The following is a 19,500-nucleotide window of genomic DNA, read 5'->3' as shown; positions in this document are numbered from 1 at the left end:
CAGCCGGTTGATGTAGCGGAACGGTTCGCCGTGGGTGTTGCGGTGGGCGGCGAGCGCGAAGTTCCCGAAACCGCCGGGCTGCGCGGTGCCGGGGTAGTGGCCGACGTACCCCTTGTCGAGGACGCCGCTCCTGCTGATGCCCTGGGCGACGGGTGCGGTGAGCCCGATGCGCGGGATCCGGATGACGGCGTACGCCTGGGACCGGCGGGGCGCGGTGGCGGCCGGGGCCGCACCCCTGCCGCTGCCCTTCCCGTCCCCCGTGGACACGGCGGGGCTGTCGTCCGCCGGCTGCTCCGTCTCCGCGGCCCCTCCCGACGGCTCGGGCGCCGGCGCTCCCCAGTCCCGCTGGAGGGCCTGCACGGTGTGCGCGGCGCCGGCGCGGGCCTGCCGGTTGGTCCACCACAGCTGATGGGCGACGAGCAGCAGCAGAACGACGCCGAGGGTCACCACCACCTCGGCGCTCGTCCACAGCCCCCGCACAGCGGCCAGCCGCCCTCGCGAGCTCCGCTGCACCACCACAGGTATCCGCTCCCGCACGGCCCGCACGATAGGGCCAAGCCCCGTAACTCTCCAGAGCTGGAACAACTCTCCGTCCCGCGGCCGTACAGCAGTACGGTGTGGTTCATGCGCCCCGACACGCCTGCCGACCACACCACCGAAGCCGAGCGCCTGCTGCGCACCGCGGCGCAGTACCCCGAGGACCACGAGCCGCTGCTCCTCCAGGCCGCGGCCCACCTGGAGCTCGCCGGCGACCGCGCCCGCGCCACGACGCTCTACGACGAACTGCTCAGCGACCCCGGCACCGAACACCCGCACCTGGTGAAGGCGCTCAACGCCGCCAACCTGTGGGAGTACGGCCACGAGGCCGAGGCCCGCGCGATCATCGACGGCATCCGCGCGGCGGGCCCGCTGGAAGCGGCTCCCTGGGAGATCGCGGCGGAGACCCTGGAGGCCCACGACGAGCTGGAGGCGGCCCACGACTACTTCTCCACGGCCCTCACCCTGCTCATCGCACCGGGCGAGGAAGTCCCGTACGCCACACAGTCGTTGCTGACCGGCCGCCACCGGGTGCGCCGTCTGATGGGCGTCCGGCACGACGCCTGGGACGAGCTGGCCGACACCCTCCACACGGCGGCCGTCCCGCTGGACGAACTCCATGACCCGAAGCGCCTGTGGGCCCTGGGCTCCTCGGACCCGGGCGAGCTGCGCGCCGAGATCACCCGCCTGCGCGCCGAACTCGGCACCTACCGCACCGCTCTCTCCCGCCCCTTCCCGGTGGCGGTGCTGCACTGGCCGGAAGCCGAACTGAACGAGCTCCTCACCGCGTACCCGGGCCTCGGCAGCGAGTACGCCTCCCACCCGGACCACCTGGCCCGCCTGGAGACGGCCCTGCGCGACCTCCATGCGACGGGCACCCCGAACCTCGGCATCGTGACGGGCACGGTCCCGTCGTACGAGGCGTTCGCCGCCTCCGAGGCCGCCTCTCCGGCCGACCCGGACCTGCTCCCCCAGTACGCCACCACCCTCGCGGCCCGCGGCCGCGCGGTCCCGTGGCCGCCGGCGAGGAGCGCGGCGTGCTGGTGCGGAACGGGACGTTCGTACCGGGACTGCCACGGGGGCGCGTTGTAGGAGGCGGGTCCTGCGCCCGTACCACGTCCCCGATATCGGATGCCGGGGCGCGAACCGGCTGGGTACGGTTCCGCCATGCCCGAACTCCAGCGCCTGCGCGCCGACCACGCCCCGGCCCTCCTCGCGTTCGAGCAGGAGAACCGCGCGTTCTTCGCCGCCTCGATCCCGGACCGCGGCGACGACTACTTCACCCACTTCGCCGCCCGCCACGAGGCCCTGCTCACCGAGCAGGCGGCCGGCACCTGCCACTTCCACCTCCTGGTGGCGGAGGACGGCGAGGTGCTGGGCCGCTTCAACCTGGTCGACGCGGCGAACGGCACCGCGGACCTGGGCTTCCGCCTGGCCGAGAAGGCGACGGGCCGCGGCCTGGCCACGGCGGCGGTCCGCCGCCTCTTCACCCTGTGCACGACCACGTACGCCCTGACCACGCTCCGCGCGGCGGCCGCGGTCACCAACGGCGCCTCCCGGGCGGTCCTGATGCGGACGGGGTTCGTCGCGACGGGCGAGGAGGTGCTGCTGTCGGGGAAGCGGGGGGTGGTGTACGTACGGGAGCTGGGCGGCCGGGAGAGCGTCGACGTCTGATCTGCGCACCCCGTCGAACGGCCGGACAGATGGACGGCTCGTACCTGGCCGAGTGCCGTGCCGTGGCTCCGCGCCACCGATTCGATGGGAGCGATTTCGCGATCATTGATCCGGAACCGACCGGAGCGTAGGAAACTGGGCAGTGATGAGCACTGCCAAGCCTTCGTCCCCCGGGGTCTCCGCCCGGATGAGCCGCCAAGCGAGCCGCGACACGGCGCCCGAAGTGGCGGTCAGAAGGCTGTTGCACGCTTCCGGCTATCGCTATCGGGTCAATGAGCGGGTCCCGGACATGTCCCGGCGGACGATCGACATCGCCTTCACCCGGGCCAAGGTGGCGGTGTTCCTGGACGGGTGCTTCTGGCACGGCTGCCCCGAACACGCGACGCGACCGAGGTCGAATGCTGAGTGGTGGCGGCAGAAGCTCGATCGCAACATGGCAAGGGATGCGGAAACGACCGCGCATCTGGCCGCTGAGGGATGGACGGTCCTGCGGTTCTGGGAGCACGAAGCCCCTGGCGGGGTGGTCGAACAGGTGGCGAAGGCTGTCGACAGGGAGCGCTCCGCGGGGCCTGCTCGATAAGAGGGTGGGGGCAGGTCGAGGCCATCCCAACGAGCCAAAGCCCCCTTGATGCAACTGCGCACATAGGTATCACGATGAGGGGGACTCGGCCATGCCCAGCCAGATTGCAGGGGACGCGGCACCAGTTGCCGGGCTGTACGAGACGCTGATCACCCGACGTCTCGAAGAGCGAATGAAACAGCTCGACGCTGCGGGCTACCGCGCCATTGATGCGGTGGTGGGAGGCGAGTCAACACCTCATGTTTTGTCCCACCACATCGCAAGCATCGTGCGCCGAGTGCTTCAGGGGCTGACGCCAGCGGAGCAGGTGCTCGCCGCCAACCACATCCTGGAGTCCCTCAACTCCCTTGAAAGCGCGACCGAGTGGATCGACTTGGTTGTCGACGGACCGCGACAGCTTCTAGCGGTTGCGGAGCAAGAGGCGCCTGGTGTTTATGCCATCCGCCCTGCGACCCCGCTCTCTGAGACCGCGCTCATCACCAACTCGCCCGAAGACCCCAGCTTGGGCTTCGAGCTACGAGCCGAACTGGCCACGGCGGACCGCGTGGACCTGCTGTGCGCCTTCGTGAAGTGGCACGGTCTGCGCGTACTCGAACAGTCGTTGACATCTGCGCGCGATCGCGGAGTGCCCATCAGAGTCCTGACGACGACGTACATCGGCGCCACGGAACGTCGTGCGCTCGACCGGCTGGTTCGCGAGTTCGGCGCTGAAGTAAAGGTCAATTACGAGCTTCGCTCGACTCGCCTCCACGCCAAGGCCTGGCTCTTTCGACGTGAGAGCGGCTTCGATACTGCGTACGTCGGCAGCTCCAACCTGTCCAAGGCCGCGCTCCTCGATGGCCTCGAATGGAACGTACGCCTGTCGTCGGTCGCAACCCCTTCAGTCCTGCGCAAGTTCGAGGCAACCTTCGACGCCTACTGGAGCGAGCGGTCGTTTGAGACGTACGACCCCGATACGGACGCACAGCGGCTGGACGCGGCTCTCTCCCACGCGGGCGGTTCCGCCGGCCAACAGGGACGCGACATCATCACGCTCTCTGGGCTGGAAGTCCGCCCGTACCCTCACCAGCGCGACATGCTGGAACGCCTTGAAGTCGAGCGCACTATTCACGGGCGGAGTCGCAATCTGCTCGTCGCCGCCACTGGTACGGGCAAGACGGTGATGGCAGCCCTGGACTACAAGCACCTGCGGCAGAAGCTGGGACGGGACCCCCGTCTCCTCTTCGTGGCTCATCGCAAGGAGATCCTGGAGCAGTCTTTGCGCGTCTACCAGAACGTTTTGGTTGACGCAAACTTCGGCGAGCTCTTCTTCAGCGGCGAAGTGCCCGAGAACTGGAACCACGTCTTCGCGAGTGTCCAGTCACTCACCCCGCGCGCACTTGAGCGCCTTACTCCCGATCGCTTTGATGTCATCGTGATCGATGAGTTCCACCACGGAACTTCGCCGACCTACCGAAGGATCTTGGAGCACTTCGCCCCGCAGGAACTACTCGGCCTCACCGCCACCCCCGAGCGGATGGACGGGCAGAACATTCAGGATGAGTACTTTGACGGTCGTATCGCAGCCGAGATGCGCCTTTGGGAAGCCCTAGAAAACGAACTGCTCAGCCCATTCCACTACTTCGGCATCACAGACAACACAGACATGAGCGCTGTCACATGGAAGCGGGGAGCGTACGAAACAGGCGCTCTCAGTAACCTCTTCACCGGAAACGATGCCCGAGCCAGGCTCGTCGTCAAAGCCGTGATCGACAAGGTCACCAACCCTGAAACGATGCGGGCTCTGGGCTTCTGTGTCTCAGTGGCACATGCCCGGTTCATGGCCGACTTCTTCCAACGTGCGGGCCTCAACGCCGTGGCACTCTCCGGCGAAACTCCTCCGCATGAGCGCAAGTCAGCACTCGAAGAGCTTCGCGTCGGAACCCTTCAAGTCATCTTCTCCGTGGACCTGTTCAACGAAGGGCTGGACATCCCAGATGTCGACACCCTGCTCCTCCTCCGACCGACCTCAAGCGCCACGGTCTTCCTCCAACAACTGGGGCGCGGCCTACGTCGTACCGAGGACAAGGCCGTCCTCACCGTCCTCGACTTCATCGGCCAGCACCGCAAGGAGTTCCGGTTCGAGGAGCAGTTCCGCGCCCTGACCAATCTGACGCGGAACCGTCTGCTGACAAACATTGAGCATGACTTCCCGCAGCTGCCCTCTGGCTGCCAGATCATCCTTGAGTCCAAAGCCAAGGCCCTGATCATCGACAACATCCGCAACCAGATCGGCGTCAACGTCACCCAGCTCGCTCGTGAGGTCGCCGCGTATGCAGAGCCACGACTTACGGACTATCTCAAGGAGAGCGGTCGGGAGCTCAAGGAGCTCTACCGCGGCAACGGGAATTCCTGGACCGCCCTCCTCCGTCGAGCCAAACTCCTTGATGCGACCACACCCGATGGTGAGGCAGCGCTCCTGAAGCGGGTGTCAGCGTTCCTCCATGTCGACGACCCGGCCCGCGTCTCCGCGTACACCAAGCTACTCAGCGACGACGCCCCTACGTACGACCAACTGACCGCCCAGGAGCAGTTGTACGCCCGAATGTTCTTCTTCTCTCTCTGGCCCCTGGGCGGCGACTTCACGAGCTACCAAGAGGGCTTCGACACCCTGCAAACTCATCACGCATTCCGAGACGAGCTTCGCCAGGTGCTGGCCCACGTTCTCAACCTGGCCGACCACCTGCCTATCCCCCTCCTCGGTCCGCACGCCGCCCTGCCCTTGGCGGTCCACGCCTCGTACAGTCGCGAGGAGATCCTCCCCGCGCTGGGCCAGTCCACCGTGGATAGCTTCATGCCTGGGCACTTCCGCGAGGGTGTGAAGTGGTGCGAGAATATTCAGACGGACACCCTTCTCGTCACCCTAGAGAAAGACGAAAAGGACTTCTCTCCGGAGACGCGTTACAAGGACTATGCCCTGAACGAGTCCCGGTTCCACTGGGAATCTCAGAACCAGACGTCGGAGACATCTCCGACGGGCATCCGCTACCAAACCCACAAAGAAAACGGCACTCACGTGCTCCTCTTTGTCCGGCGCTACAAGAAGACAGACATCGGCGGTCCACAGCCCTGGATGCTGCTGGGTCCCGCCGAATACGTCGAGCACAAGGGCAGCAAGCCCATGGGCATCACCTGGAAACTCCGCCACGAGATGACTGCAGACGTCTGGACCTACTCGGCGATTGCCGCTATCTAACCCATCCCCGAAATACCCTCAGAACGGTCCGCCCATCGAGACCGGTGTTGATACACACACGCCGGATCGATTTGGTGCTCAGGCTCCACATAGAGGTCACCAAGCACTTCCCGACCAAGCACATCCACAACCTTGAAGTCGTCAGTGATGAGGCGCGCCCCATTATCGAAAAGCACGTGACAATTCGGGCAGAGGCACAGGATATTACTTCGTATGTCACGACCACCATGCGGTCGGCCGAGTGCATGTATGTGAGCACCCTCGCTATATCGGGCGCCATTCATGCCTACCACTACCGGGATGCGACACATCTGACAGACGTTGCCATAGAGAGACTTTATGGCGCGCACCTCCGCCGTATTCCGCACGCGCCGCTGCGTACTCACATACCTAGCACTCGCCTGCTCCAGCGGTGTCAACGCTTCGTCCACAACGGCGTCGCCCGCGTCGTCCGCATCCCACCGCTCGCCGGCCGCCGCCTTCGCCAAACGAAACTGCCACATGAGGTGCCCACGATCAGTCCGCACACTCCAGTAGCCCTCTATGAGGTACAGGCCGCGGTACCTGTAGCCCTCAGTGGCCTTACCTCTTCTAATTCCCAGACCGCGCACATATCGAATGGGCAAGCCCTCCCGATAGTTGATCAACATCCCTGCATTGACTCCGGTCAACTCCTGATCCGCCGTCAGGTGCCCGCCCTCGTCAGGATCCCCACCCTGTGCCGTGTAGACGATGACGTCACCCAGGTCCTCGTCGCCGACATAGCCGCCACTGGCAACGATGGAGTCGACGCCCTCGCGTGACGTACCAGAGATACCCCGCCCCCGAAACCTGTGCACGTCAGCGGCATAGAGGGCGTCATGCGTGCGAAACCACTGCCCCTCGCTCACGCTAGGAGGCGGGCCAAAGCGAATAGGTTTCGAGGGCGACATACGAACATGCTGCCGATTCCCTGGCTCCAATCAATACTTCCGGCCGATCACGGCTCATTCTCGCCGGAAGGCGCCCCAAAGCAACCGCCTTGACGGGATTGCAGAGTCACAGGGGCATTTTGACTACGCCACCCCCTCAGCTTCGGCTTCGAACTGGAGCTGCGCACGATCGAGCGCCTCGTCGATGTCGAAGCCGTGCGCCCGCAACCAGTGGAGGAGGTCAGCAATCAGGCCGGTCGCCGCTTCGGCGGCTTCCGTGACACTCAACAAGTTGTGGCGCGATGACCCCACCCGCGCTCCGAGTCCACACAGCCCCAGGAGCGCTTCAGCCTTAGCCACCTGTGCGCCGTCGACGTGCCCGTCGGCTGTATCTAGACCAGTGGCAAGCTCGCACCACGTGATCTTGGAGTCGCCGCGAAGAATAACTCCCCACCGGGCGGCGACTCCATCCACCAAGGCCACGCCACGGCCCCCCTCTTCCAAGCCGGAGGCCCTGACGAGTGTCGGCAGTGCCTGCCCGTCAGGATCACTCACCTCGATACGAAGATGCCCTCCCTTCATGCCCACCGTTAGACACGTCGGTGTCCCGGCGCCAACGTGCTTGATGACGTTTCCGACGAGCTCAGTTACACAGATCTGAGCCGGATGAACCACCCGATGGAGACCCCAGAGCTCAAGATGGAGTCGCATCACTCGACGTAGTCCGGCAAGCTCCTCCGCCTGTGCCAGGAACGGAAGTTCCCACCTCTTCCTCTCCACACCAAAGCGACATCCGCCCATGCGGATCACCTCTTCCCACGTCTCGACGGTTACCGAGTGCATCCGTCAACCCTCATAACGTGACAGTGGAACTCTCAAAATGGAACTCTCACTCTGGAACACCGGAAGCACGAGGCTCACGCGCGCGCCCCCGTCGTGCGCCGTCTTGCCTGCAAGACTCGACACCGTGCACCCTCTCGGAGACCAACTCGAAGGGCCGAAGACATGCCAGTTGGACCCACTACCCGCAGGCGTCAGCTCGGAGCCGATCTGCGCCGCCTCCGCGACGCCAGGGGCCTCACCCTGGAGGAAGCGGGCGCTCGGGTCGGAATCTCCAAAGCTACGTTGAGTCGATACGAAACCAAGGAAGGCACGGTCAAGTGGCCTGCCGTAGACGCTCTGTGCCGCGAGTACGGCGCCTCCGATCACGAGCGCAAGTCACTCGTCGAACTGGCCAAGGGTGCGCGAATCCAGGGTTGGTGGCGCTCGCTTGCCGATCCGATCCCCGAGTCAATGAATCTGATGATCACCCTCGAAGACGAGGTGGTGAGCGAGGGTCATTACTCCTGCATGTACGTACCGGGGCTGCTCCAAACTCGTGCTTACGCGGACGCGGTTCACCGCGCGTCAGAGATGCGATGCACCGACCAAGAGATCAACCACATGGTCGATATCCGGATGAAGCGTCAGGAACTTCTCGCACGCGATGAGCCTCCACACCTCTGGGCGGTGATCGATGAAGCTGTCATCCGGCGGATGGTCGGAGGGCGATCTGTGATGCGCGAGCAGCTACGACATCTCGTTGCTGCCTCGACCCAGCCCCACGTCACGGTCCAGATCCTGCCTTTCTCGGCAGGCGCACACGCAGCAGCCGTTGGCAGCTTCGTCATTCTGGGCGGCTCAACACCCGAGCTCGATGTGGTCTACGTGGACATCATCGGCGGGGGACTGTTCATGGAAAGGCAGCAGGAACTCGAACGCTATAAGTTGGCGTTCGAGTACCTGCGCGCGCAGTCTCTGGATCTTCAGTCGTCCGCCGCGCTCCTGAACCAAGTTTGCGAGGAGCTGTGATGGATCACGAAGACGACCGATGGTTCAAGTCGTCGTACAGCGGTGGCAGCGGTACGGAGTGCGTTGAGGTGGCCGATCTGGAGAGCTCCGTCGGCGTACGGGACTCGAAGCGACTCGATAAGACCGTCATAGCTGTACGCCCTGCCGCTTGGGCAGAGTTCGTGGCGTCCCTGCGGCGTGCGTGAAGGCTCGCCTCACGCGCGCATGTTCGTTCCGCTCAGGCGACTCCGAGTCGGGTGTTGGTAAGGGCGGCACCGCGCACTGGTGGGCTCGGGATCGCTCCGAGCCCGCGGGAGTCCGCCCCGTCCCCGAGTCCCCCGCCGGGGAGAACCGTTGATCCGCCTCGAAGTGCTCCCCGTCGATGAACGTGCTGAGGCGCCTGCGTGATGCCGGGGCACAGCCTTCGTCGGAGCGGTCCGCGATGGTGAACTGCAAAGCGTTCAAGCGGCGGTTGCTTGGCCAGCCGAGCACCTCTACTGCTCCCGGCACAGACAGACCCGGCCGTCGGTCGCGCTGCCTGTCACCGGCCCGGCGAACGCACGGTCGACCAGCCCCTCGGCCGCGTCGGCCGAATGAACTCGGTCCGGTCATCACCCAGTATCCGAGGGCGCCTCTCCTCCGCAGGTCGCGGGCACTGTCACTCGCGCCGGCTCCTTCGTCGTCGCTCAGGCGCTCTTCGGCCGGTCGAACCACATCGTCGCCAGTGCCGGCACCAGGCCGGCCCAGAAGAGCACGAGCGGGATCGTGCGGTCCGTCCAGGGGATCTGGGTGATCAGCAGTGCACAGAGCATCGCCCACGCCGCTTGGCCCAGGACCACGCGGGGCCAGGCCCAACGCCGTATGAGCGAGAGCAGGTTGACCCGGACGCCGGCGCGCAGGCGGCGGTACCGCAGCAGGGCGCCCAGGGCCCAGATGACCGCCATCGGGACGAGATCCCACAACCGCTGGCCAAGAACCAGCGGCAGCTCCCGCTGGGTCTCTCCGTCCGTCGCGAACAGGTCGATGCCCGCAGCGGCGAGGGCCAGGCAGAGCAGGGCCAGCCAGCGCAGGCCGCGCAGCAGGCGGAAGGAGGCCGCGTCCAGTCCGCGTTGCATCGGAGCGGAGTCCGGGGTGGAGGCCAGTGCGTCGGCGTACAGGGTGGCGGCTGCCGTCGCCTTGACGCCGGGGGCGGTCGCCGCACTCTTCGTCCGACGGGCCAGGGCCTGTTCGTGCTGCGGGTCCAGCCGGAGGATGGCCTCGTCCATCCGGGCGGCAACGCCATGGTTGGCGGACATGTCGGCGATGAGCCACGCCGCTTCGTAGGCGTACACCTGCTCGGGGCCCAGCCGGATGGCCTCCTGGGCGATCAGGTCGGCCTCCCGCAGCGCGGCCTCGTGGTCCTCGCGCCGGACCTGGCCGCCGTTGGCCTGTCCGGAGCTGATCATCCTGATGCGCCACAGCCAGTCGGCGAGCCGGGCGTAGGTGAACCAGTAGTCGGGCGCCAGGCGGATCGCCTCGCGCAGCACGCCCTCGGTCTCCGGAAAGCGGCTGTTCACCCGCAGGGCGCGCGCGTGCATGAGGAGCGCCCCGATGTCCTCGGCGTTCAGGGCCAGCGCCCGCTCGGTGGCCTCCAGTGCCTTCGGGCGGTTCTCCTTGTCCCCGGGGTCGCTCCGGTCGAGCTCCCCGAGATGGCTCCGGGCGAGCTCGACCCAGGCCCGGATGTCCTCGGGGTCCTCCGCGAGCCGCCGGGCCAGCAGTTCCCTGGCCTCCTCGTACCGCTTGAGATCAATGAGCAGGTCAGCCCGCTCCACCGCGGGGTGCAGGGTCGTGGTCACAGCTTGCGCCTCTTCTTCAGGTACGTCACCAGGTCGTCGTACATGCCGCCCTCGTTGGCGAACATCGCCACGTTGCGCGCGGAGGCGAACCACGGTTCGGCGGACGGCACGACCTCGTTCGCGGCGGCCAGCAGGTCCTTCATGCCGATCATCCGTACGGTTCCGGTGCGCACCGAGTCCAGCAGGGCCCGCTCGGCCGCCGCCTCGCAGACATGGGCCAGGTCCGCGCCGGACAGGCCCTCGGTGATCTTGACCAGCTTGCCCAGTTCGACCTTCTCGATGGGACGGTCCCGCAGGTGGTAGCGGAGGATCGCCTCCCGGGCGGGTCCGTCGGGCGGGAGGACGAGGATCGTCCGGTCCAGGCGGCCGGGGCGGCGCAGTGCGTTGTCCACGTCCCAGGGCACGTTGGTGGCGGCCAGTACGAAGACGCCCTCGTTCGCCGCCGAGTCGATGCCGTCCAACTCGCTGAGCAGCTGGTTGACCACGTTGCGCATGCCGCTGTGCCCGGTGCGGCTGCGCTTGGCGCCGAGGGCGTCCAGCTCGTCCAGGAAGACCACGCAGGGCGCCTGCCGGCGAGCGGTCTCGAAGACCTCGTGCATGTTGCGTTCGGAGGTGCCGATCCACATGTCGAGCACGTCGTTCACGGACACCGACAGGAAGGCGGCACCGAGTTCACCCGCCACCGCCCGCGCGATGAACGTCTTGCCGCAGCCCGGCGGTCCGTACAGCAACAGGCCGCCGCGGAGGCTCTTGCCGTACAGCTTGCGCAGCTCGGGGTTGCGCAGCGGGGCGAGGAAGGCGGCGTCCAGGCGGTCCTTCACGTCCTGCATGCCGCCGACATCGGCCAGCCGTACGGTGCCGGGGTCCTCCACGTCCCACGCGTCGGCGTCCGCGGAGTCGTCCTGCCCGTCCGCGCGGACCGGCGCCTCGGTGAACCGCGGCGGCACGGCGTCCCCGACCTGGTCCTCGGCGGCCTTCCAGTCGAACCCGGTCCGCGGGCGCGGGGGTTGCGCCGGAGCCCGGGGCGGCGCGCCCATCGCCCGGGCCATCAGGCCTCGGGCCTGAGCGTCGCCCGGCGCGTGCTGAAGGGCCACGGCCGCCTCGGCGACGGCCTCGTCGGACCGGTCCGCCTCCAGCAGGAGTTGGGCCAGGTGGAGCCGCAGGGGGACATCGGCGGGCGCGGCGGCGACCGCGGTACGCAGGCTCTGCATGAGAGGGGGGTCGTCCGGCATGATCAACAGCCTAGTGCCGCCGTATGACACCTCAGCAGACGCTCAGCGTCCGGGTGCCCAGTCGGTCCCCGCCGTCAAGTCGCCGAACGGTGGGGGGCGAACGCGAGCCGGCCCGAGGACACGGTCCGGCCCGGAGCGGCGTCGGGGGCCCGGCCGGCCGGTGGCACCGTGGGGCGGGCGTCCGGGACGTCGGCGCGGGCGTCGGCTGCCGCGCGGCGATCCGCCACGGCGGCGATCGTGATGAGTGCGAGTGCGACGGTCCCGGAGAGCGCGGGCCAGTACACGTAACGGTAGTTGGACTCGGGCGCCGTGGGCAGGTAGGCGAGGACGTACAGGAGTGAACTGGCCCCGAGGAGCCGGAGTTCCCGGGAGTAGGGGCCCGCCCACCGGCGACGCAGCACGAGCACCAGTGAGACGGCCAGCCAGAACCAGCCCTGGAAGAGCATCGGCAGGTCGCGGGCGAAACCGGTCACGTAGTTCTGCAGAGCGAACCTCAGCGTGTCGTTCAGCGGCTGCTTCCGCACCTCGGGGTTCAGCCGGGCGCCGGCATTGACATGGGTGCCGTTCCAGAAGGTCTGGTTGCTCTGGAAGAGCAGCTTCGTGAAGACCCGGCCCCGGTACTCGGCGTAGCCCTTCCAGTGCTTCGGCATCTGCTGCGTCCACATCCGGACGAGCACGTCGGCGCGCTGATTCAGATACGTCACGTCGAACGGCCGCCGGTGCGGGAAGCACTGCAGGTACGCGTCGGAGGTGATGTGCTGCTTCTGGCATGTGACGGCGGTGGCGACCAGGCGGTCACGCAAGTCCGTGCTCGCACCGGCCTGTTCGGCGGCGGCGCGCACCTGGGCGGGGGTGAGCACGTGGACGAGATCGTCCACCGGGATCACCGCGTACACCCGCGTGGTCAACGGGGCAGTGGCCGCGGACACACCGGCGCCGCCCGCGATCACGACCGCGACGAACACACCGGTCGCGGCCATCCAGCGGCGTCGGCCCGGGGCGGGCCACGCCGCGAGGACCAGCAGGGCGAAGACCGGGATCGCGGCGGGGATACCGTTCTTCCGCACGAGGGCGGCGTACACGAGGAACAGCAGACCCAGCACCAGCAGGGCCCAGCGGGTCCTGGCCCGGTCCTGTGGCAGCTCACGCACGGTGAGCGCGATCGCGAAGACCGCGAGGAGCGCGTACGCCAGGTGCACGTCCTTCCACACCACTCCCGTGAAGTTCATGATGTGCGGCGCGAAGCCCACGGCCAGCACCACGAGGGAGAGCCCGCGACTGCCGGTCTTCTTCCACCCCAGCCGGGCGAGGACCCACAGCGTCCCCCACAGCACGGCGGCCTGCAGATCGGCCATGGCCGAGAAGTCACCCGTGATGCGGATGATGATCCGCCATGCGAGCGCCATCACCGGCGGATGCCAGTCGTTCACCGGCTCGTCCCCCAGCGCCTGACCCAGCTGGGTGTTGCTGTCCGCGCTGAGGTATCCGGGGTGAAAGACGGTGGCCACGGCGTAGCCGCAGACCGCCGCGATGACCGCCAGACACCACGGCCACAGCGTGCCGGCCTTCCAGGCTCTGCGCAGTGCGGCGTTCCACCGGTCGACGGTTTCGGACATGCGGGCGGGGCCCTTCCAGCCGATGAGGACGGTTCGCGCTGTCGCTCAACTGCGAGCTGAGAGGCAACAGTTCGCGGACAGCATGGCGGGAATTTACGCGTACCGGACTCCAAAGGACAAACCGGAACTATTATTCGCCCGGGAGGTGAGCTCGCCGTGCGACACCACGAGAGCGCCGACAGCGGCGGGGATCGCGACGCGCCGCCCGGCCCTTCCCGGCTCAAGCGCGCAGACCTCGGACTGCTCGGCCGCCACACGGTTACGGTCCTGCCGGCTTCGGGGCACGCCCCGAAGCCGGCAGGACGGGCCGACCGCGGTCGCCGAGGCCACCTGCCCGCGATCGGGCGGTGATGCGCAACGGCGGCCCCACCGCGCCGGCCCGTGCTCGGAGCCGTGAGGCGCTACTCCGCCTCCACGTACTCCCCGTCGATGACCGTGCAGTCCTCCAGCTCCTCCAGCCGGTCGTCCAGGTATCCGACGAAGTCCGGAGCCGTGGGGCCGCTCGGGCCCGCCTCGTGGTCCATGTCGATGATCTGGCCGACGGTCCCGTCCGGGCCCGGGGACAGGTCCAGCACGGCGCCGTTGCCTCCGCCGTCCGCGTCCAGCGAGATCCAGCCGGTGTTCCACCAGCCGGGCTTGAGCGAGCGGTCGCCGTCGTCGCCCGAGTCGAAGTCGGCCACGTCGTCGAACGAGCCGTCGGCCAGAAGATCCCGCCAGACGCTGGTCTCCTCGACCATCTCCGTACACGACAGGAGGCTGCCGGCCGGCCAGCCACCACCCTTGGACCCGTTGTGCCTCAGGAGGGAGAGCCTGACCGCCTCCGGCAACGAGACATCGAGCTCCGCCTCGACCGCGGCGATGTCCTCAGGGGTTGCCGGGGGCAGCAGGAAGTGCGGGACCTCGTGGTCCGCGTACCACTTCTCTATCTGCGCCCATACCGAGGACACCGCTTCGTGCACCTGTCCGGACAAGGGAGGTCTCCTCAACGATCAGCAAGGTCGGAGCGTCGCATCGTAGCCGGACCCGGTGACACGGACGATCGAGGCGTGGGTGGAGGAGAACATGGACGAGGTTCCGGCCACCCACCGGCCGAACTGGATGGCTGGACCCAAAGGAGCGGTCAGGTCAGCTGCTTGTGCATGACGATGCAGGGCCGGTCGTGCTGCCTGTCGGCGCGGCGGTCGATCTCCTGCCAGCCCAGTGAGCTCCAGAACGTGAGGGCGGCGGGGTTGTTCTCCAGGACGGCGAGACGGACGCCGTTCCGTTCCTCGCCGCGGAAGCGCTCCTCCACCAGGCCGGCCAGCATCCGGCCGATGCCCTTGCGTCGGGATCCGCCGTGCACCATCAGCAGCCCGATCCAGGGGTGGCCGTCCGTGGGGTGACGGTCGAGCAGGCAGAGGAGCCCGACGAGCCGTCCCTGCCGATCGCGGGCGAGCAGCACTTCGCAGCCTTCGGTACCGGCTTCCGCACGCAGGTCGGCCTCGACCCGGTCGGGGTCGATGTGCTCGGGGTCGTGCTCGCCGGCGGCACGCCAGTACTCCGGGTTGCTCGCGTAGAGATCGACGACCTCGGCGATCTCCTCCGCGGAGAAGCGAAGCGGCGAAAGGGAGAGCGTAGACATGCGGGTCAGGCTAGCCAACCTGCCGCTCGGCGCACGGGCCGCCGGTGAAGTGGTCGACGTCGATTCCGCCGTGGCGCCGAGGCTCCCCACGTCGCCCCAGCCCTTCCGCGCACCCGAGCCTGTCCGATCTCTTGACGTGCCCCTGACTGGATGGCTTCATGGGAGCGCGCAATTATGGGAGCGCTCCCATGAAGCCATGGAACGTCTGTCGATGCTCAGTTCTTGATCCGTCCACCCCCTGGAGCCGCAGTGAGAACAGCAAGAAGCACGGCGAAGAACCCAGCGCGCAAGAGTCCCGTCACCACCCTCCTGACCGTCCTGGCCACCCTCCTCGGGCTGATCGCCCTCGGCGCCCTCACTCCGGCCCAGGCGGCAACCGCCGCACCCGCCGCACCCGGACTCCACATCAGCGGCGGCCGGCTGCTCGAAGGCAATGGGAACGACTTCGTCATGCGCGGGGTCAACCACGCCCACACCTGGTACCCGAGCGAGACGCAGTCGCTCGCCGACATCAAGGCGACCGGCGCCAACACCGTTCGCGTCGTCCTCTCCGACGGCTACCGCTGGAGCAAGAACAGCCCGCAGGACGTCGCCGCCGTCATCGCCCAGTGCAAGGCCAACCGGCTCATCTGCGTCCTGGAGGTGCACGACACCACCGGTTACGGCGAGGACTCCGCCGCCGGCACGCTCGATCACGCCGCCGACTACTGGATCAGCCTGAAGAACGTCCTCGCCGGCCAGGAGGACTACGTCGTCATCAACATCGGCAACGAGCCCTGGGGCAACACCGATCCGGCCGGCTGGACCGCGCCCACCACCGCCGCGATCAAGAAGCTGCGCGCCGCCGGGTTCACCCACACGATCATGGTGGACGCGCCCAACTGGGGGCAGGACTGGCAGGGCGTCATGCGTGACAACGCGCAGGCCGTGTACGGCGCCGACTCCACCGGCAACCTGATCTTCTCGATCCACATGTACAGCGTCTACAACACCGCCGCGAAGGTCACCGACTACCTGAACGCCTTCGTGGGCGCCGGACTGCCTCTGGTCATCGGCGAGTTCGGCGGTCCCGCCGACCAGTACGGCGATCCGGACGAGGACACCATGATGGCCACCGCCGAGCAGCTCAAGCTCGGATACATCGCCTGGTCGTGGAGCGGCAACACCGACCCGATCCTCGACCTGACGATCGGCTTCGACCCCACGCGGCTCAGCTCCTGGGGTGAGCGGATCTTCCACGGCGCCGACGGCATCGCCCAGACCTCCCGCGAGGCCACCGTCTACGGCGGTGCCACGCACGACACCGAGGCTCCCACCGCCCCCGGCGCTCCGACCGCCTCCGCCGTGACGGACACCTCCGCGACCCTCAGCTGGACCGCCGCCACCGACAACGTCGCCGTGGCCGGCTACGACGTCGTACGCGTCAGCGGTGGCACGGAGAGCGGTGTCGCCTCCTCCACCACCAACTCCGTCGCCGTGACCGGCCTCAGCGCCGACACGGCGTACACCTTCGCCGTGTACGCCCGCGACGCGGCCGGAAACCGTTCGGCGCGCTCGGCCACGGTGAGCGTCACCACGGAAGCGGGCGGCACGACGCCCGGTGTCGGCTGCTCCGTCGGATACCGCGTCGTCGGTGAGTGGTCCGGCGGCTTCCAGGGCGAGATCACCATCCGCAACACCGGCACCACGGCCATCGAAGGCTGGACGCTCGGGTTCTCCTTCGCCAACGGCCAGACCATTACCAACATGTGGGGCGGAATCCCCACCCGGACCGGCGGATCGGTGAGCGTCGCCCCCGCCTCGTACACCTCCACGATCGCCGCCAACGGCTCGGTCACCGTCGGCTTCACCGGTGGTCAGAGCGGTACGAACGCCGCACCGACCGCGTTCACCCTCAGCGGCGCCACCTGCGCCGCCGCCTGACACGGCCGGCTCCCGCCGCGCCAAAGCACCGCGCCACAGCACCACAGCACCGACCGGCCGGGGCACCGCCCCCCTGCCGGTCGGCGTACGAAACCTGCTGGCCCTCGCGTGACGCTCCTGATCTACTTCTCGGAGCATGGAGTTGGAGGAACCCTTGTGACGGACGACGGATGCGTCTTCTGCTCGATCGTGCGCGGCCGGACGGATGCCAGTGTTGTCCACGAGGACGAGTCAGTGCTCGCCTTCATGGATCTCCGGCCCGTGAACCCGGGTCACCTGCTGGTCGTTCCCAAGGTCCACGCGTCAGGGCTGGAGGACCTTCAGCCGGACGTCGGCGTCCAGGTCTGGAAGGTCGCGCACCGGCTCGGGCGGGCCATGCGCCGATCGGGGCTGCGGTGCGAGGGTGTCAACCTCCTTCTCGCGGACGGCGAAGCAGCGTTCCAGGAGGTCTTCCATGTGCACCTGCATGTCATCCCCCGCTTCGCGGGTGATCCGTTTCGCATTCACTCCGACTGGCGCGTGCACGAGCGGGAGCAGCTCGACGTGTCGGCCGCGGCCGTCCGCAGCGGGCTCGCCGCCCTGGGTGACCCGCAGGCCTGAGGCCCAGCGCCGGGCCCGATGACGACCTGATTTCCCTGGAGGCCCCTATGTCCTGGTCCGAGCGCACCGTGGTGCGGGACGGTGTCCGACTCGTCTGCCGGGACTGGGGCGGGCCGGGGCAGCCCGTCATCCTGCTGCACGGGCTGGCAGGCCACGCCGGTGAATGGGACACGGTGGCCCGGTCCTTGAGTCCCGGGCTCCGGATCGTCGCAGTCGACCAGCGCGGGCACGGCGCCGCCGAACGTCATCCGCAGGACGTCTCCCGCGCCGCCTACGTCTGCGACGTCGTCGCCGTGGCCGATCAGCTCGAACTGCGACGGCCCGTCGTGACCACCCGGACGGGCTGTTTGGTCAGTCGGTGACCGAGAGGGTGACGATCGTGGTGGCGCAGTCGTACGTCAGGAACATCGCCCCGCTGTCCAGGACCTTGTGATCAGTGAGGGCCCAGCTCAGCGGGTTGAACGTGGCCTTGTCGGAGAAGAGCGGGATACCCGCGCCGATGGTCACCGGGCTCAGCTTGACGATCATCGTGTCGATCTCGGAGTACAGGGCGCCCGCCAGCCCTCCGCCGCCGACCAGCCAGATGTCCTTGCCCTCCTCCTGCTTCAGCTCCCTGACCCGTGCCACCGGGTCGTCGGCCACGACCTCCACCGCGGGGTCCGGGCTCTCGCCCAGCGTCCGGGAGAACACGATGTGCCGCAGATGCGGGTAGGCGTCGGTCACTCCGGCCTTGAGGCCGATCTCGTAGGACCTGCGTCCTTCGAGGACGGTGTCGAAGTGCGTGCCCGCCGCCGAGATGGACAGGGCGGCACGGGCGGGGCCGGGCAGGGTCTCCGGGTACTCGGCGATCAGGTGCCCGATGTAGTCCTCCGGGATCGGCCAGAATCCGTCCGGCCCGGTGGGGTCGGCGCCGTCCGGACCGGCTATGAAGCCGTCCAGGGTGGAGGCGATGAAGTACACGAGCTTGCGCACGGAGGGCCTTTCGTCCACGGCGGCCGCCACGGGGCGGGCGGTCCTCGGCAGCCATGGTCAAACAGACTCATCCGCCGTGCAACGGGAATCGCGGCTTCCGCGCCCTCCCTCCCCTGCGGCCCTCGGCCCTTGAGATCCGGGACCCGAGACCCAAGACCCGGGACCCGGGACCCGGGAGCCGGGAGCCGTCCCGGCACTCGTTCGTGGGTACGTGAACGGGGCCCGGCCCGACGCTTGAGCTTCGAGGTTCGAGGGTCGGGATTCGAGGGTCGGGATTCGAGCCGTCTCTTTTAACCGGCCCACAGACAAGGGGGGTTGGGGAAACCCTACCCCCCTCCCTGACCCGTCACGGCCAGCAAGTATGACTAATGGTGACAGCTTGCGACGGTGCGTGGCGACTGTCTACGGTGCGAGAACTAAACAACCCCGACGCGGTGTAATCGCACCGAGCCGGGGTCTGACCTCCAAGATCGCAGCAAAAGGAAACGATCTCGTGGCTCCTCAGAACTCTAGTCCCGCCCCCTGCGCACCCGCATCCCCGCCCCCGTACCCGATGGCCCATCCCGGTTACGGCAAGCGAACCGTTCCGGATCAACCCCGCCCCTCGGACGGCGACTTCGCCCTTCTCCCCGCGCGGGAACAGCACATCGCCGGTTATGTCGACCGGCTCGCCGACGGCGCCGCGATGGACATCAAGTCGCTGGCCAAGAACCTTCCGCTGTACGGGCAGATGGCCGTCGGCAGCGCGCTCAGGGCCCTCGCGGTGGCCGGTCATCTGCGGCACGTACGGTGCCGGGTCGGCGAAGACGGTCAGGCGCGCTGGGTCACGTACACCTTCTGGTCCCGTACCGCCCGCGACAACGAGTGGTGGGGCGCGTTCCTCGGTATCCAGGAGGCGGCGATGACGCCTGTTGCCGCTGCCCCTCCTGCGGCC

17 protein-coding genes and 2 pseudogenes are annotated in these 19,500 nt (G+C 67.8%); 10 read left to right on the top strand and 9 right to left on the bottom strand.

The window, feature by feature from the left end; all coding sequences use genetic code 11:
* A partial coding sequence (locus J1C73_RS29635; RefSeq protein ID WP_307797827.1) for a sortase domain-containing protein occupies positions 1-537 on the bottom strand: 537 nt, incomplete at its 3' end.
* An 87-nt stretch (positions 538-624) separates the two neighbouring features.
* Here J1C73_RS29635 and J1C73_RS29630 point away from each other — a divergent pair.
* The 4 genes from J1C73_RS29630 to J1C73_RS29615 all read left to right on the top strand — a co-directional run bounded on the left by J1C73_RS29630 (position 625) and on the right by J1C73_RS29615 (position 6,026).
* Positions 625-1,629: an SEC-C domain-containing protein gene (locus tag J1C73_RS29630; protein WP_207319074.1), complete on the top strand. Its 1,005-nt coding sequence runs from the start codon at positions 625-627 to the stop codon at positions 1,627-1,629.
* A gap of 75 nt (positions 1,630-1,704) precedes the next feature.
* Positions 1,705-2,211 carry a GNAT family N-acetyltransferase gene (locus tag J1C73_RS29625; RefSeq protein WP_207319073.1) on the top strand — a complete coding sequence of 169 codons (507 nt, stop codon included), beginning with the start codon at positions 1,705-1,707 and terminating at the stop codon, positions 2,209-2,211.
* A gap of 145 nt (positions 2,212-2,356) precedes the next feature.
* Positions 2,357-2,791 carry a very short patch repair endonuclease gene (locus J1C73_RS29620; RefSeq protein WP_207319072.1) on the top strand — a complete coding sequence of 145 codons (435 nt, stop codon included), beginning with the start codon at positions 2,357-2,359 and terminating at the stop codon, positions 2,789-2,791.
* Positions 2,792-2,882: 91 nt separating this feature from the next.
* Positions 2,883-6,026, top strand: a complete 3,144-nt coding sequence (locus J1C73_RS29615; protein WP_207319071.1) for a DEAD/DEAH box helicase — start codon at positions 2,883-2,885, stop codon at positions 6,024-6,026.
* Here the strand turns inward: J1C73_RS29615 and J1C73_RS29610 are convergent.
* Together J1C73_RS29610 and J1C73_RS29605 are read right to left on the bottom strand one after the other, a co-directional pair.
* Entirely contained in the window at positions 6,023-6,958 is a 936-nt protein-coding gene (locus J1C73_RS29610; protein ID WP_207319070.1) for a YDG/SRA domain-containing protein, read from the bottom strand. The genes J1C73_RS29615 and J1C73_RS29610 overlap by 4 nt on opposite strands.
* Before the next feature lie 123 nt (positions 6,959-7,081).
* Complete coding sequence (locus J1C73_RS29605) at positions 7,082-7,780, bottom strand: ATP-binding protein (protein WP_242644888.1); 699 nt, start codon at positions 7,778-7,780, stop codon at positions 7,082-7,084.
* Between the two features lie 162 nt (positions 7,781-7,942).
* Here J1C73_RS29605 and J1C73_RS29600 point away from each other — a divergent pair, with 162 nt between their 5' ends.
* Both J1C73_RS29600 and J1C73_RS29595 read left to right on the top strand, forming a co-directional pair.
* Positions 7,943-8,788, top strand: a complete 846-nt coding sequence (locus J1C73_RS29600; protein WP_207319069.1) for a helix-turn-helix domain-containing protein — start codon at positions 7,943-7,945, stop codon at positions 8,786-8,788.
* On the top strand, positions 8,788-8,973 hold the full coding sequence (locus tag J1C73_RS29595) for a DUF397 domain-containing protein (RefSeq protein WP_207319068.1): 186 nt from the start codon (positions 8,788-8,790) through the stop codon (positions 8,971-8,973). Before J1C73_RS29600 ends, J1C73_RS29595 begins: the two co-directional genes overlap by 1 nt.
* 480 nt (positions 8,974-9,453) lie before the next feature.
* On the opposite strand, the gene J1C73_RS29590 is transcribed toward J1C73_RS29595, so the two are convergent.
* The 5 genes from J1C73_RS29590 to J1C73_RS29570 all read right to left on the bottom strand — a co-directional run bounded on the left by J1C73_RS29590 (position 9,454) and on the right by J1C73_RS29570 (position 15,071).
* Complete coding sequence (locus J1C73_RS29590; RefSeq protein ID WP_207319067.1) at positions 9,454-10,602, bottom strand: tetratricopeptide repeat protein; 1,149 nt, start codon at positions 10,600-10,602, stop codon at positions 9,454-9,456.
* Complete coding sequence (locus J1C73_RS29585; RefSeq protein WP_207319066.1) at positions 10,599-11,834, bottom strand: ATP-binding protein; 1,236 nt, start codon at positions 11,832-11,834, stop codon at positions 10,599-10,601. Before J1C73_RS29585 ends, J1C73_RS29590 begins: the two co-directional genes overlap by 4 nt.
* Positions 11,835-11,908: 74 nt before the next feature.
* Complete coding sequence (locus J1C73_RS29580) at positions 11,909-13,450, bottom strand: hypothetical protein (RefSeq protein WP_207319065.1); 1,542 nt, start codon at positions 13,448-13,450, stop codon at positions 11,909-11,911.
* Positions 13,451-13,851: 401 nt separating this feature from the next.
* Entirely contained in the window at positions 13,852-14,421 is a 570-nt protein-coding gene (locus tag J1C73_RS29575) for an SMI1/KNR4 family protein (RefSeq protein ID WP_207319064.1), read from the bottom strand.
* A 149-nt stretch (positions 14,422-14,570) separates the two neighbouring features.
* Positions 14,571-15,071, bottom strand: coding sequence for a GNAT family N-acetyltransferase (locus tag J1C73_RS29570; protein ID WP_207319063.1), 501 nt, complete (start codon positions 15,069-15,071; stop codon positions 14,571-14,573).
* 249 nt (positions 15,072-15,320) lie between these two features.
* On the opposite strand from J1C73_RS29570, the gene J1C73_RS29565 reads away from it, so the two are divergent.
* The 3 genes and pseudogenes from J1C73_RS29565 to J1C73_RS29555 form a co-directional block, all read left to right on the top strand.
* Complete coding sequence (locus tag J1C73_RS29565) at positions 15,321-16,994, top strand: cellulase family glycosylhydrolase (protein ID WP_207319062.1); 1,674 nt, start codon at positions 15,321-15,323, stop codon at positions 16,992-16,994.
* Between the two features lie 156 nt (positions 16,995-17,150).
* Complete coding sequence (locus J1C73_RS29560) at positions 17,151-17,594, top strand: HIT family protein (protein ID WP_307797826.1); 444 nt, start codon at positions 17,151-17,153, stop codon at positions 17,592-17,594.
* Between the two features lie 47 nt (positions 17,595-17,641).
* Positions 17,642-17,923, top strand: a pseudogene (locus J1C73_RS29555) (alpha/beta fold hydrolase); the annotation flags it as partial.
* 22 nt (positions 17,924-17,945) lie between these two features.
* On the opposite strand, the gene J1C73_RS29550 reads toward J1C73_RS29555, so the two are convergent.
* On the bottom strand, positions 17,946-18,566 hold the full coding sequence (locus J1C73_RS29550) for a dihydrofolate reductase family protein (protein WP_207319076.1): 621 nt from the start codon (positions 18,564-18,566) through the stop codon (positions 17,946-17,948).
* Between the two features lie 493 nt (positions 18,567-19,059).
* On the opposite strand from J1C73_RS29550, the pseudogene J1C73_RS29545 reads away from it, so the two are divergent.
* Positions 19,060-19,500 (top strand): annotated as a pseudogene (locus J1C73_RS29545) (MarR family transcriptional regulator); the annotation flags it as partial.

The organism is Streptomyces laculatispora, assembly GCF_017353455.1.
GTDB lineage: Bacteria > Actinomycetota > Actinomycetes > Streptomycetales > Streptomycetaceae > Streptomyces > Streptomyces laculatispora.
The sequence above is the reverse complement of the archived record's forward strand: the minus strand, read 5'-3'. Positions and strand labels throughout refer to the sequence as shown.

Bases quoted from the DNA above. Each gene is read 5' to 3' on its own strand.
- J1C73_RS29630 (WP_207319074.1), top strand. From the start codon at position 625: ATGCGCCCCGACACGCCTGCCGACCACACCACCGAAGCCGAGCGCCTG.
- J1C73_RS29625 (WP_207319073.1), top strand. From the start codon at position 1,705: ATGCCCGAACTCCAGCGCCTGCGCGCCGACCACGCCCCGGCCCTCCTC.
- J1C73_RS29620 (WP_207319072.1), top strand. From the start codon at position 2,357: ATGAGCACTGCCAAGCCTTCGTCCCCCGGGGTCTCCGCCCGGATGAGC.
- J1C73_RS29615 (WP_207319071.1), top strand. From the start codon at position 2,883: ATGCCCAGCCAGATTGCAGGGGACGCGGCACCAGTTGCCGGGCTGTAC.
- J1C73_RS29610 (WP_207319070.1), bottom strand. From the start codon at position 6,958: ATGTCGCCCTCGAAACCTATTCGCTTTGGCCCGCCTCCTAGCGTGAGC.
- J1C73_RS29605 (WP_242644888.1), bottom strand. From the start codon at position 7,780: ATGCACTCGGTAACCGTCGAGACGTGGGAAGAGGTGATCCGCATGGGC.
- J1C73_RS29600 (WP_207319069.1), top strand. From the start codon at position 7,943: ATGCCAGTTGGACCCACTACCCGCAGGCGTCAGCTCGGAGCCGATCTG.
- J1C73_RS29595 (WP_207319068.1), top strand. From the start codon at position 8,788: ATGGATCACGAAGACGACCGATGGTTCAAGTCGTCGTACAGCGGTGGC.
- J1C73_RS29585 (WP_207319066.1), bottom strand. From the start codon at position 11,834: ATGCCGGACGACCCCCCTCTCATGCAGAGCCTGCGTACCGCGGTCGCC.
- J1C73_RS29580 (WP_207319065.1), bottom strand. From the start codon at position 13,450: ATGTCCGAAACCGTCGACCGGTGGAACGCCGCACTGCGCAGAGCCTGG.
- J1C73_RS29570 (WP_207319063.1), bottom strand. From the start codon at position 15,071: ATGTCTACGCTCTCCCTTTCGCCGCTTCGCTTCTCCGCGGAGGAGATC.